This is a genomic window from Actinomadura montaniterrae (genome assembly GCF_008923365.1).
Classification (GTDB): Bacteria; Actinomycetota; Actinomycetes; order Streptosporangiales; family Streptosporangiaceae; genus Spirillospora; species Spirillospora montaniterrae.
Genome location: NZ_WBMR01000005.1, coordinates 15,510 through 28,653, shown reverse-complemented (window position 1 = coordinate 28,653; position 13,144 = coordinate 15,510). Strand labels below are relative to the sequence as shown.

General features: G+C 72.5%; 12 protein-coding genes. 2 read left to right on the top strand and 10 right to left on the bottom strand.

Annotated elements, in window-relative coordinates; translation table 11 throughout:
- Positions 1–140: 140 nt before the first annotated feature.
- From F9B16_RS03540 to F9B16_RS03525, 4 genes are all read right to left on the bottom strand, one after another.
- A complete protein-coding gene (locus F9B16_RS03540; protein WP_151538354.1) occupies positions 141–608 on the bottom strand; it encodes a Dps family protein in 468 nt (155 codons plus the stop codon).
- A gap of 155 nt (positions 609–763) precedes the next feature.
- On the bottom strand, positions 764–1,117 hold the full coding sequence (locus F9B16_RS03535) for a helix-turn-helix domain-containing protein (RefSeq protein ID WP_151538353.1): 354 nt from the start codon (positions 1,115–1,117) through the stop codon (positions 764–766).
- Between the two features lie 111 nt (positions 1,118–1,228).
- Positions 1,229–2,524 (bottom strand): CinA family nicotinamide mononucleotide deamidase-related protein, encoded by a 1,296-nt coding sequence (locus F9B16_RS03530; protein ID WP_151538352.1) that lies wholly within the window; start codon positions 2,522–2,524, stop codon positions 1,229–1,231.
- A gap of 522 nt (positions 2,525–3,046) precedes the next feature.
- Entirely contained in the window at positions 3,047–3,559 is a 513-nt protein-coding gene (locus F9B16_RS03525; protein WP_151538351.1) for a DUF1990 family protein, read from the bottom strand.
- A gap of 88 nt (positions 3,560–3,647) precedes the next feature.
- On the opposite strand from F9B16_RS03525, the gene F9B16_RS52405 reads away from it, so the two are divergent.
- Positions 3,648–4,112 (top strand): MOSC N-terminal beta barrel domain-containing protein, encoded by a 465-nt coding sequence (locus F9B16_RS52405; RefSeq protein ID WP_225991321.1) that lies wholly within the window; start codon positions 3,648–3,650, stop codon positions 4,110–4,112.
- On the top strand, positions 4,082–4,429 hold the full coding sequence (locus tag F9B16_RS52400) for an MOSC domain-containing protein (RefSeq protein WP_264159681.1): 348 nt from the start codon (positions 4,082–4,084) through the stop codon (positions 4,427–4,429). Before F9B16_RS52405 ends, F9B16_RS52400 begins: the two co-directional genes overlap by 31 nt.
- A 13-nt stretch (positions 4,430–4,442) precedes the next feature.
- Here F9B16_RS52400 and F9B16_RS03515 read toward each other — a convergent pair whose 3' ends face one another.
- From F9B16_RS03515 to dapA, 6 genes are all read right to left on the bottom strand, one after another.
- A complete protein-coding gene (locus F9B16_RS03515) occupies positions 4,443–5,018 on the bottom strand; it encodes a CDP-alcohol phosphatidyltransferase family protein (RefSeq protein ID WP_225991319.1) in 576 nt (191 codons plus the stop codon).
- 8 nt (positions 5,019–5,026) lie between these two features.
- Entirely contained in the window at positions 5,027–6,442 is a 1,416-nt protein-coding gene (gene rimO / locus F9B16_RS03510; protein WP_151538349.1) for a 30S ribosomal protein S12 methylthiotransferase RimO, read from the bottom strand.
- A 96-nt stretch (positions 6,443–6,538) separates the two neighbouring features.
- On the bottom strand, positions 6,539–7,294 hold the full coding sequence (locus tag F9B16_RS03505; protein ID WP_151538348.1) for a helix-turn-helix domain-containing protein: 756 nt from the start codon (positions 7,292–7,294) through the stop codon (positions 6,539–6,541).
- Positions 7,295–7,512: 218 nt separating this feature from the next.
- A complete protein-coding gene (locus F9B16_RS03500; RefSeq protein WP_192808606.1) occupies positions 7,513–10,164 on the bottom strand; it encodes an FtsK/SpoIIIE family DNA translocase in 2,652 nt (883 codons plus the stop codon).
- 157 nt (positions 10,165–10,321) lie between these two features.
- Positions 10,322–12,007: a ribonuclease J gene (locus F9B16_RS03495; protein ID WP_151538347.1), complete on the bottom strand. Its 1,686-nt coding sequence runs from the start codon at positions 12,005–12,007 to the stop codon at positions 10,322–10,324.
- On the bottom strand, positions 12,004–12,942 hold the full coding sequence (gene dapA, locus F9B16_RS03490) for a 4-hydroxy-tetrahydrodipicolinate synthase (protein ID WP_151538346.1): 939 nt from the start codon (positions 12,940–12,942) through the stop codon (positions 12,004–12,006). The genes F9B16_RS03495 and dapA overlap by 4 nt, the downstream gene beginning before the upstream one ends.
- Positions 12,943–13,144: the final 202 nt, after the last annotated feature.

Genomic DNA, 13,144 nt, shown 5'->3' with positions numbered 1-13,144 from the left:
CCCAGAGAGCGCGCGCCGCCGGCAGAGCGCGCCCAGGACAGGGAAAGGCCCGGCCCCAGGAGAGGGGCCGGGCCTTTTCCGCTCGGATCCGGGTCCGCGCCGAGGATCGCGGCGGCGCGGGGATCCGCGATCTATGCCGATCAGGTCTGCGCCTGGAACATCCAGTGCTGCTTCTCCAGCTGGGCCGCGATGCCGATGAGCAGGTCCTGCGTGACGGGGTCCGGCTCGTCGGTCGCCGCGATCCGCTCGCGGAACCGCGCGATGATCTGCGCCAGCACGTCGGTCACCGCCGCGACGACCTTGTCGTCGGCCAGGTATCCGGCCTCCAGCTGCGGGATCTCGGTGCGGTCGGCGAGCGTGCGGGCACGGCCGTCGGGGTTCACGCCGATCGCGACGGCGCGCTCGGCGACGTCGTCCTGGCCGGCGCGGGCGAGGTCCACGACCTCGTCCAGGTGTTCGTGCACGACCTTGAAGTTACGGCCGGTCAGGTTCCAGTGCGCCTGCTTGGCCACGAGCGAAAGATCGATGAGGTCCACGAGGGCGCCCTGCAGGGCCTGCCCGGTGACCTTCAGTGCCTCGTCCGAGAGCGGGCTCTTGACGGCCGCCATGATTCGGGCTCCTTCCGCGTCGTTACGGGATGTCCGTTACAACGGGGAAGGCTGCCCGCCTATGCCGAGCTCATGCGTGAGACCGCGCACACCCGCGGCCCCGGTCGGGGCATGAACCCGGCGCCGCGGCGCGCACCGCGGGCCGGTACCGGCGACTAGGCGGCGACCATGTCGCCGCGGAACTCGCCGGTGATCTCCTCGGGGGTCTCCGGAATGCGTTCGGCGGGGATCCGCTCGTGCTCGGGCGCGCCCGCCATGACGGGCTCGTGCTGCAGCTCGGCGAGGGCCAGCGAGTCGGCCACCTCCCTGAGCACGTGCGACAGCGGAACGCCCAGCGCCTTGCAGATCGACGAGAGCAGCTCGGAGGAGGCCTCCTTCTGCCCTCGTTCGACCTCGGACAGGTAGCCGAGGGAAACCCGCGCGGCCGCGGACACCTCACGGAGGGTGCGTCCCTGGCGCAGCCGCAGCTGCCGCAGTACGTCACCGAGCAGCTGGCGAAGCAGGACCATCGTCTCGCTCCCTCCCTCAGTTCGGACCATCTGCCGGTTCCACCGTACCCGGCTTGACGGTGGCCATGGCAGACCGTTGATTTCGTGTTCGCTCGGAACGTAACGCTGTAATCAGCCCCTAACTTCCCGATCTTCCCGAGCGTCCCCGGTCTCGACCTCGGCGTCAAGTCCCAGCAGCTCGCGTCTGAGCAGCTCAAGCGCGTGCACGACGGTCATCCGGCGGAGCACCGCGCGGATCTCCGGGCCGGTGCCGGGCACGGGGAGTTTCGGCCTGACCACGGTGCGCGTATTCCCGGGTCCGGTCACGCCGATATAGACCGTTCCCACCGGGGTGCCGTCCTGTGGCTCGGGGCCCGCGACGCCGGTCACGGCCAGCCCGTACGTCGCGCCGAGCCGGTCCCGGACGCCCTCCGCCATCGCCGCGGCCACGTCCGGGTGGACGGCGCCGTGCTCGGCGAGCAGCACGTCGGAGACGCCGAGCAGGCGGTGCTTCAGCTCCGTCGCGTACGTCACCATCCCGCCCGCGTAGGTCGCCGACGAACCAGGCATCGCGGTCAGCTCGGCGCCGATGAGGCCGCCGGTCAGCGACTCGGCGACCGCGACGGTCGCGGACCGCTCGGCGAGCAGCCGGTGGACGACGCGGTCCAGCGTCTCGTCCTCCACGCCGTAGACGACGGGGCCGAGCAGCTCGCGGACGCGCTTGTCCACCTCCGCGAGACGGCCCTCGGGGTCCGCGCCGGCCACCGTGATCCGGATCTTGACCTCGGCCGGATCGGGCAGGTAGGCGAGCTTCACCCCGTCCATCGCCTCGACCTCGGCGAGCCGCGTCGCGACGACCGACTCCCAGATCCCGGCGGTGCGCAGCGTCCGGCGGGCGACCGCGGGCAGCCCGGCGATCCCGGCCAGCTCCGGCAGCACCACCTCGTCCATGATCGTGCGCATCTCGAACGGGACGCCGGGCAGCGCGTAGACGATCCCGCCGTCCAGCTCGACGCGCAGGCCGGGCGCGGTGCCGGCGGAGTTGCGCAGCAGGCCGGCGCCCTTCGGGACCTCGGCCATGCGGAACGCCATCGGCTGGAGCTCGCGGCCCGCCGCCTCGGCCCGCTCGTGCAGGCGCAGCTCCAGCGCCGGGTCGCGGACGAGCACGACGCCCGCGGCCTCGGCGAGCGCGTCGCGGGTCACGTCGTCGTAGGTGGGGCCGAGCCCGCCGGTGGTGATGACCGCGTCGGCGCGCTCCAGCGCGGACCGCACCGCCGCGACGATGACGTCCATCTCGTCGCCGACGACGACGCTGCGGGTCACCTCGACGCCGTGCTCGGCGAGCCGCCTGCCGAGCCAGGCCGCGTTCCCGTTGATCGTGTCGCCGAGGAGCAGTTCGTCCCCGACGGTGAGCAGTTCGACCCGCATCGCTTCCGCCTCCCCGTCGCCGGTCCCCCGAATCTACCGGCGGGGGACGACGGTCCGCGCGGCGCGGCGCGGGCGGTTGCGGGCGACGGCGGCACGGGGCGCCGGGTTGACCGCACGCGTGGCCGAATCAGGACGAACAGCTCTTTGCTCGACTTACACCCGCTCGTCCGATCGGTCCCGCATATCGCATTTCGTTCGCCGGGAAAAACGTGAGCCGTGCATTGTGTCACACACCCGCGGGGCCCCGCACACTGCGCGCGAGTGGGAACGCGACCAGGGCGCGCATCGTCGCACCGCCCCCGACCTGCGCCATTGCGGCGACGGTCCACCATCGGCCAACCGCGCCGTCATTTTGTGAGTCAGAACTCATTTGCCATGTCGCGACCACTCCCCATTCACGGGGATAATTGTCGGTGCGGCCGCCATGAACGGGGCTGCGGGGCACGACCGGGGTGGGCGTGCTCCCGCAGCCCGCCATGGCGGCCGTGCTCGTCCCCGCCCGGTCGCGGGCCGTCCCGGTGGTCAGGGACGCGCCAGGCGCCGCAGGACGGCCCCGCAGCGGCGCGCGTACGCGCGCTGGGCCACCGGCGCGAGCGGACCGGCCAGCCGCGCCGCCGCCGTCGCCGGGCGGCTGAACGAGGTGACGGTCAGCCACACCTCGCCCTCGTCGTCCAGATGCACGACGAACGCCTCCTCTCCCGCCATCGGGTGGCCCTGCAGCGTCCCGTACGCCCATCCGGCGCGGCGGTCGTCCTCGCGCGTCCACACGACCCGGCACGGCGCCAGCAGCCGGAACGGCCCGAGCCCGACGCCCATCTCCACGCTGACGCCGGGTTCCGCCCGCGGGGCCGACGCCCGCACGCGCGCGGGGAGCGCGCGGTGCATCCAGAACTCCATCAGCGCGTCCGAGGCGTTGCGCATCGCCGCCGGACCCGCGCCGACGAGCGTCCGCACCCGCAGGTGCCGGTAGCCCGCCGGACGCTCGGCGTCCCACGTCGCGCCGACCTCCGGATAGGTGAAGTCCCGCCCGCTCATAGCCGTCCGGCCTCCAAACTGACGAATCGGTGTCAGGTACCACCGGTTCTCCTGGTCACCCGCGCGGGTGCCGCTCTACCGTCGCCTCATGATCGCCGTCATCGCCGCACTGCACATGTACCCGGTCAAGAGCGCGGCCGGCGTCCCGCTCGCCGAGGCGGAGATGACGCCGGACGGGCTGCGCCACGACCGGGCGTTCATGCTCGTCCGCCCGGACGGGCGGCACCTGTCGCAGCGGGAGGTGCCCGGCCTCGCGCTGGTCCACCCCGCCTACGACGGGACGAAGCTCACCGTCACCTCGCCGCTCGCGGACGCGCCGCTGGTCTGCGCGGCGGCCGACGGCCCGGCCCGCGACGTCACCGTGCACCGGCGCCCCTGCCAGGGAATCGACCAGGGCGACGACGCCGCCGCCTGGTTCTCCGACGCGCTCGGGATCCCGTGCCGCCTCGTCCGCTTCACCGGGACGCGCCCCACGCGACGCGGCGGCGGGACGCTCGCGTACGCCGACGGCTACCGGTCTCGGTGCTGTCGCGGGAGTCGCTCGACGACCTGAACCGCCGGATGGACGGGCCGCTGCCGATGAACCGGTTCCGCCCCAACATCGTCCTGAGCGGCCTCGGCCCCTACGGCGAGGACGCGGTGACCCGGCTGCGCGGCGCCGCCGAGATCGAGCTCGTCAAGCCGTGCGGGCGCTGCGTCATCATCAACACCGACCAGGAGACGGCCGAGCGGTCCCCCGCTCCCCTGCGCGCGCTCGCCGGGTACCGCACCGGGCGCTTCGACGGCGCCCGCGAGATCGTGTTCGGACGCCTCGGCATCCCGCGCGCGCTCGGCACGCTCCGCGTCGGCGACGAGTTGACCGCGTCCTGATCCGCGACCAGGGTCAGCTACGGGGAGCACGCCGCAGGCGCCACGCCTGGACGACGTAGTCGGCGCCGGTCACCACGGTGACGATCAGCGCGGCGCCCATCGTCACCCAGCGCAGGTAGTCGAGCGGGCCGGGCAGGATGTAGAAGCCGATCGCGAAGACCTGCAGCATCGTCTTCAGCTTGCCGCCCTTGCTGGCCGGGATCACCCCGTACCGGATGACGACGAACCGCATCAGCGTGATGCCGATCTCGCGGACCATGATGACGATGGTCACCCACCACCACAGCTCGCCGAGCGCCGACAGGCTGACCAGCGCCGCGCCGGTCAGCGCCTTGTCGGCGATCGGATCGGCGATCTTGCCGAAGTCGGTGACCAGCCCGCGGGACCGGGCCAGATCACCGTCGATCTTGTCGGTGACGGACGCGGCGGCGAACACCGCGAACGCGCCGATCCGCCAGCCGGTGCCGTCCATGAACAGCAGCCACACGAACAGCGGCACCAGCGCGATGCGCAGCAGCGTCAGCGCGTTGGCGATGTTGTAGACGCTCGCGGGCGGCGGATCGGGCGCCCCGGCGACCGGTTCGGGCATGCCCGCGATCATGACACGTCCGCGACGAGGTCCACCCCGTCGCTCCCGGTGACCCGGGCGGCGACGATCTCGCCGAGGGCCAGGCCCTCGCCGCGGACCAGCACCGTCCCGTCGACCTCGGGCGCCTGGTGCGCGGCGCGGCCCTCGAACCCGCCGTCCGCCTTGTCCTCCAGCAGCACGTCGACCCGCGAGCCGACGCGGTCCTCGGCGCGCTGCGCGGTCAGCTCCTCGGCCAGCCCCGACAGCTCCTCGACGCGGCGGGCGATCTCGTCCGGGTCGACCTTGCCGTCGAGGTTCGCGGCCTCGGTGCCGTCCTCGTCGGAGTACCCGAACACGCCGATCGCGTCCAGCCGCGCGGCGGACAGGAACTCCGCCAGCTCCTCGAAGTCGTCCTCGGTCTCGCCGGGGAACCCGACGATGAAGTTCGACCGCACGCCCGCCTCCGGCGCCTGCGCGCGGATCTGGTCGAGCAGCTCCAGGAACCGGACGCGGTCGCCGAACCGCCGCATCGAACGCAGCACCGGGCCGCTGGCGTGCTGGAACGACAGGTCGAAGTAGGGCGCGACGCCGGGCGTGCCGCAGATCGCCTCGATCAGCCCCGGCCGGGTCTCGGCGGGCTGCAGGTAGCTGACCCGGACGCGCTCGATGCCGTCCACCGCGGCGAGGCCGGGCAGCAGCTTCTCCAGCGCCCGCAGGTCGCCGAGGTCCTTGCCGTAGGACGTCGAGTTCTCGCTGACGAGGACCAGTTCCCGGACGCCGTGCCCGGCGAGCCAGCGGGCCTCCTCCAGCACCTCCGCCGGGGGGCGCGACACGTACGCGCCGCGGAACGCCGGGATCGCGCAGAACGTGCAGCGCCGGTCGCAGCCGGACGCCAGCTTGAGCGGCGCGACGGGGCCGCCGCCGAGGCGCCGCCGCAGCACCCGCGGGCCTGACGCGGGCGCCACGCCGTCCGGCAGATCACCGGGACCGCCGTGCCCCGGGATCGCCACGCCGTCGGCGGACGCGGACCGCTCGACCGGGCTGATCGGCAGCAGCGTGCGGCGGTCGCGCGGGGTGTGCGCCTCGCGCGCGCGACCCTCCATCACGTCGTCGAGCCGCTCCCCGATCGACAGGTAGTCGTCGAAGCCGATCACCGCGTCGGCCTCCGGCAGCGCCTCCGCCAGCTCCTTGCCGTACCGCTCGGCCATGCAGCCGGCCGCGACGACCTTTGCGCCGGAGTCGTGCGCCGCCAGCAGCGTGTCGATGGAGTCCTTCTTGGCCGCCTCGATGAAGCCGCAGGTGTTGACGACCACGACGTCGGCGCCGTCCGCACCGTCCGCCAGGTCCCAGCCGGCGTCCTCCATGCGCGCGGCGAGCTCCTCGGAGTCCACCTCGTTGCGGGCGCACCCGAGGGTGATGAGCGAGACCTTGCGGCGAGTCGACATGCCCCTAAGGTAATGGGCGCCGGCAGCGCCGCGGACCGCCGCCCCGCCCCTGTGACCGAGCGGTCAGCCGCCGCCGGGCCCGGCGGGCCGGGGGGTTCAGGCCGCGGCGGGATCGTTGCGGTCGAAGGTGAGCCGCTGGACGCCCTTGCCCTTCCCGGGCGTGCCGATGTCCTTGCCGTTCACGGTGAGCCGGACGCCGCCGCCGATGCCGATCACCATGCTGATCTTCTTCTTGGCGGTCCACTTCTTCTGGTCGCCGCTGCGCAGCACGCCGGAGTACAGCGCCTTGCCCTTGTCGCCGCGGACGTTCACCCAGACCGTCCGCTTGGCGACGACCGCGACCTCGACCGTGGTGCGCGGCGCCGCCGCCACCGGGTCGGTGGACTTGGGCGGCGCGGAGGGGGCCGGCTTCGAGGGGCGCGGCGCGGGCGTCCCGGCGACCTGCCGCGCGGTGTGCTGCTCGCGGCCGCCGTCGTGCCGGACGGCCTGGAACACCCCGGCGATCACCACGACGGCGAGGGCGAGCGCCATCGCCGCGCTCCAGTTCGCCGAGCGGCGCTCGCGGAACGGGATCGCGCGCTCCGGCTCGAACGCCGCCGTCGCCGACACCGGCTGCGGGGCGCCGCCGTGCGCGGCGTCGAACTCGCTGACCAGCGGCTCCGGGTCGATGCCGATGACCCGCGCGACGCTGCGGATGTGGCCGCGCGCGTAGAAGTTGCCGCCGCAGGCGGAGAAGTCGTCGGACTCCATGCCGCGGATCACCGTCTCGCGGATCCGCGTCTGAAGACTGACCTGCGTCACCGAGAGACCCGCCTGCCGACGCTCCTGGGCCAAGGTCTCACCGATGCTCACGCCGGGCCTCCTTCGAGCGCGTTCGCGGCTGGTTCCACGCTGATGCGACACCAGTCTAGAAACGGGAATGCCCGCTCGGCGAGCGCCAACACGTTCGAAACAGGGCAAGATTTCGCATCATTCCGCCATGCCCTTCCCGGTGTCCGGTGGCCATATGACGGTAACGGCGCGGACATTCCGTTGTTCCCCCGCGGTAAGTGTCGCGGGGGAACGCCCGGTCAGCCGCCGCCGCGCAGTTCCGCGAGCATCCCGGGCAGGTCGTCGGGCTTGGCGAGCACGTCGCGCGCCTTGGAGCCCTCGCTCGGCCCGACGATGTCGCGGCTCTCCATCAGGTCCATCAGCCGGCCCGCCTTGGCGAAGCCGACGCGCAGCTTGCGCTGCAGCATCGAGGTGGACCCGAACTGCGTCGACACCACCAGCTCGATCGCCTGGACGAGCAGGTCCATGTCGTCGCCGATCTCCTCGTCGATCTCCTTCTTCGGCGCGGCGGACTCGGCGACGTCCTCCCGGTAGTTCGCCTCCATCTGCCCCTTGCAGTGGTCGACGATCCCGTGGATCTCCTTCTCCGACACGTAGGCGTTCTGGATGCGCATCGGCTTGCTGGCGCCCATCGGCAGGAACAGCGCGTCGCCCTGCCCGACCAGCTTCTCCGCGCCGGGCTGGTCGAGGATGACGCGGCTGTCGGACAGCGACGAGGTCGCGAACGCCAGCCGGGACGGCACGTTGGCCTTGATGAGGCCGGTGACGACGTCGACGGACGGGCGCTGCGTCGCGAGCACCAGGTGGATGCCGGCGGCGCGGGCGAGCTGGGTGATGCGCACGACCGAGTCCTCGACGTCGCGGGGCGCGACCATCATCAGGTCGGCGAGCTCGTCGACGATCACCAGCATGTAGGGGTAGGGCGTGTAGACGCGCTCGCTGCCGGGCGGCGCGGTGAGCTTGCCCGCCTTCACCGCCTTGTTGAAGTCGTCGATGTGCCGGAACCCGGACGCGGCGAGGTCGTCGTACCGGCGGTCCATTTCACCGACGACCCATTCGAGGGCTTCCGCCGCTTTCTTGGGGTTGGTGATGATCGGGGTGATCAGGTGGGGAATGCCCTGGTACATGGTCAGCTCGACCCGTTTCGGGTCGACGAGGATCATCCGCACCTCGTCCGGCGTCGCCCGCATCAGCACCGACGTGATCAGCCCGTTGATGCAGGTCGACTTGCCCGCGCCGGTCGCGCCCGCGATGAGGATGTGCGGCATCTTCGCCAGGTTCGCCACCACCGTGCGGCCCTCGACGTCCTTGCCGAGCCCCACCACCATCGGATGGTGCTCGTTGGTCGCCGCCGGGGACCGCAGCACGTCGCCGAGGCTGACGATGTCCTTGTCGGTGTTCGGGATCTCCACGCCGATCGCCGACTTGCCGGGGATCGGGGAGATGATCCGCACGTCGGCGCTCTTCACCGCGTACGCGATGTTCTTGGTCAGCGCGGTGACCTTCTCCACCTTCACCGCCGGGCCGAGCTCGATCTCGTACCGGGTGATCGTCGGCCCCCGGGTGAACCCGGTGACCTGCGCGTCGATGTCGAACTGCTCCAGCACGCCGGTGAGCGCGTTCACCACCGTGTCGTTGGCCTTCGTGCGCGGCTTGGCCACGCTGCCCGGCCGCAGCGCCGACGGGTCCGGCAGGACGTAGATCTCCCCCGACGACGACAGCGGCAGCTGCTCGGAGCTGCGCGGTGCCGGCGTCGGGTCGGGGACGTCGCCGTGGACGGGCTCGTCGGGCGGCGCGGGCTCCTCCAGGACCGGGTCGGGCGGCGGCGGCACGTCGTCGATGGGCGGCGCCGGCGGCGGGACGTCCCCGCCGAACGGGTCCGGCTCGAACAGCTCGTCGGCGAGGTCGCGGCTCGGCCGCTCCCGGCGCTTCGGCTCGTCCTCCAGCAGCGGCGTGTCGTACGGCCGGGAGTGCTCGCCGACCTCCAGCTCGTCGTCGGCCTCGTCGGCCTTCTTCTTGCGGCGGCGCTTCTTCGGCGCCTCCCGCTCCTCCTCCGCCGCGTCGGACGGGCGCTCCGGGCGGCCCTGCAGCGTCGCGACGGCCCACAGTTCGCCGACCCGCTCGGGCACCTTCGCGATCGGGGTGGCGGTGATGACCAGCAGCCCGAACCCCGACAGCAGGAGCAGCAGCGGCACCGCCACCCAGCCGCTGAGCGCGGCGTCCAGCGGCGCCGACACGAGCCAGCCGACGACGCCTCCGGCGTCGCGCACGCCGGGCATGTCCCTGGACGGCGACGGGACGCCCGCCGCGATGTGCAGGATGCCGAGCACCCCGACGGTCAGCGCGGTCAGGCCGATGACGACGCGCCCGGTCTCCTCGTTCTGCTCGGGGTGGCGCAGCGTCCGCCACGCCAGCAGCGCCAGCACCACCGGCAGCGCCATCGCCACGATGCCGATGCCGCCGCGCACGACCTTCTCCAGCGCGATCGTGACGACCCCGTCCGGCCGGAACCAGGTCACCGAGGCGAGCACGATCGACGACCCGAGCAGCGCGAGCCCGAGGCCGTCGCGCCGGTGCTCGGGGTCGAGGCTGCGGGCGCCGTTGCCGTAGGCGCGGAAGATGGAGCCGACGGCGACCGCCGCGAGCAGGTACAGCTTGAACAGCAGCTTGAAGAAGCCGAGGACGGCCTGCGAGATCGGGTCCGGCTTCTGCTGCGGGCGGCCCCGGCCGGATCCCCGGCCTCCGCCGCCCTTCGCGCCGCCGCGCGCTCCACCGCCCTTCGCGCCGCCGCTCGTTCGCTTCCGGGGGGCCGACCCTGCGGGTTTGCGAGCCGCGCTGCCCCCGGTACGCGAGGAGGTGGTCTTCGCTCCCCCGGACGCACGTGTGGCCATGGTTATGAGAGTAACCAAGGAGCGCCGGGGTTCCCGGGACGGCGAACGGGCGTGTTGCCCATACCGGACGACCGGGCACGACCGCCACCCGGACGACCGGGCACGACGCCGCCCGGACGACCGCGCGCGGTGCGCGCACGGCCGCCCCGGGCGGCGGCTACACCTCGACGACCACCGGGATGATCATGGGGCGGCGGCGGTAGTTGTCGCTCACCCACTTGCCGACCGTGCGGCGGATCAGCTGGTTGATCTGGTGCAGGTCGTTGACGGCGTCGCCGGCCGCGCCCGCCAGCACGCCCTCGATCCGCTCGATGACCTCGTCGAAGTCCTCGTTGACGATGCCGGCGCCGCGGGCGTGCACCTCGGGCCCGGCCACCAGCTTGCCGGAGGTCGAGTCGATGCCGACGACGATGGAGACGAAGCCCTCCTCGCCGAGGATCCGCCGGTCCTTCAGCGAGGTCTCGGTGACCTCGCCGACCGACAGGCCGTCCACGTACACGTACCCGGCCGGGACCGCGCCGACGATCTTGGCCCGGCCGTCGACCAGGTCGACGACCACGCCGTCCTCGGCGATGACGATGTTGTCGTCCGGCACGCCGGTGAGCGCGGCGAGCTTGGCGTGCGCCCGCAGGTGCCGCCACTCGCCGTGGATCGGCATGAAGTTGCCCGGCTTGGTCACGTTCAGCACGTACAGCAGCTCGCCCGCCGACGCGTGCCCCGACACGTGTACCAGCGCGTTGCCCTTGTGCACGACCCGCGCGCCCCACCTGGTGAGGCCGTTGATGACGCGGTTCACCGCGTTCTCGTTGCCCGGGATGAGCGAGGACGCAAGCATCACGGTGTCGCGGTCGGTGATGCGGATCGAGTGGTCGCGGTTGGCCATCCGCGACAGCGCCGACATCGGCTCGCCCTGCGAGCCGGTGCACACCAGCACCAGCCGGTCGCCGGGGATGTCGTCCAGCTCCTTCTGGTCGACCATCACGTCCTCGGGGACGTTCAGGTACCCCAGCTCGCGGGCGACGCCCATGTTGCGGACCATCGAGCGGCCGACGAAGCACACCTTGCGGCCGTTGGCGACCGCGGCGTCCAGCACCTGCTGGACGCGGTGGATGTGCGAGGCGAAGCAGGCGACGATGAGCCGCTCCTGCGCGGTGCGGAACACCTCGTCGATGACCGGGCCGATGTTGCGCTCGCTGGTGACGAAGCCGGGGACCTCGGCGTTGGTCGAGTCCGACAGCAGCAGGTCGATGCCCTCGCCGCCGAGCCGGGCGAACCCGGGCAGGTCGGTGAGCCGGCCGTCCAGCGGCAGCTGGTCCATCTTGAAGTCGCCGGTGTGCAGGACGAGCCCGGCGGGCGTGCGGACGGCGAGCGCGAGCGCGTCCGGGATCGAGTGGTTGACCGCGAAGAACTCGCAGTCGAACGGCCCGAACGCGCGCCGCTCGCCCTCGGCCACCACGTCGGTGACCGGTTTGATGCGGTGCTCGGTGAGCTTGGCCTCCAGCAGGGCCAGCGTGAGCTTCGAGCCGATCAGCGGGATGTCGCGGCGCTCGCGCAGCAGGTACGGGACGGCGCCGATGTGGTCCTCGTGCCCGTGCGTGAGGACGACGGCCTCGATGTCGTCGAGGCGGTCCCTGATGTACTCGAAGTCCGGCAGTATCAGATCGACGCCGGGCTGCTCGGTCTCGGGGAAGAGCACACCGCAGTCGACGACGAGCAGGCGACCGCCGTACTCGTAGACCGTCATGTTGCGGCCGATCTCCCCGAGCCCGCCGAGCGCGACGATGCGCAGACCGCCCTCGGGCGGCGCGGGCGGGTCCGAGAGCTCCGGGTGAGGATGACTCACCGGGCGACCTCCGGAATGACGACCTCCGGCACTTTGACTCCCCCTATCGTGAGGTCTTCGCGCAGGCGCGCCGCGAACTCAGGCGTGGCCTCCACCAGCGGGGCGCGCAGCGGGCCGCCCCCGGGAAGGCCCAGCAGGTTCAGCGCTGCCTTGACGGCGATGGCGCCCTGCGTACGGGTCATGATCGCGGCGACCACGGGCAGCAGGCGCCGGTGGATCTCCAGCGCCCGCCCATGCTCACCGGCGCGGTATGCGTCGATCATCTCATGGAGTTCGGTCCCCACGACATGGCCGACCACGCTGACGAACCCGGCGGCGCCGACCGACAGCCAGGGCAGGTTCAGCACGTCGTCGCCGGAGTACCAGACCAGGTCGGTCTGCGCCATCACCCGGGAGGCGCCGAACAGGTCGCCCTTGGCGTCCTTGACGGCGATGATCCGCGGGTGCTCGGCGAGCTGCATCAGCGTGTCGTTCTGGATCGGCACCCCGGCGCGCCCCGGGATGTCGTACAGCATGTTCGGCAGGCCCGTCGCATCGGCCACCGCCGTGAAGTGGCGGAGCAGGCCCTCCTGCGGGGGCTTGTTGTAGTACGGGGTGACCACGAGCAGGCCGTGCGCGCCGGCGGCCTCGGCCTGCCGCGCGAGTTTCAGGGTGTGCTCGGTGTGGTTGGTCCCGGCACCGGCCACGATCACGGCGCGGTCGCCGACCGCCTCGATGACCGCGCGCAGCAGCGTGCTCTTCTCGTCGTCGCTCGTCGTCGGCGACTCGCCGGTCGTCCCGTTGACGACCAGGCCGTCGTGGCGCCGCTCGTCGACCAGGTGGGTCGCGAGGCGCGCGGCGCCGTCGTAGTCGACTCCGCCGTCCGGCAGGAACGGCGTGACCATCGCGGTCAGCATCCGCCCGAACGGGGCGTCGGTCGTTGTGCTGGGTGCCATGTATCGAACGGTACCGTTCCGGCCGCCGGCTTGGAGCCGCAGGTCGAGGGGTTTCGCGGCCGGGTCGGGACGGGCGTGCCGGCGGGCCCGCGCGGGGCCCCGCGCACCGGGGTCCGGGCGGGTGCCCGGACGGGGGGCCGGACGTCCGCGGAGCGGCCCTCCAGCGGGCCGGGAGCGGGCATGGAAGAAGCCGCCGCCACAC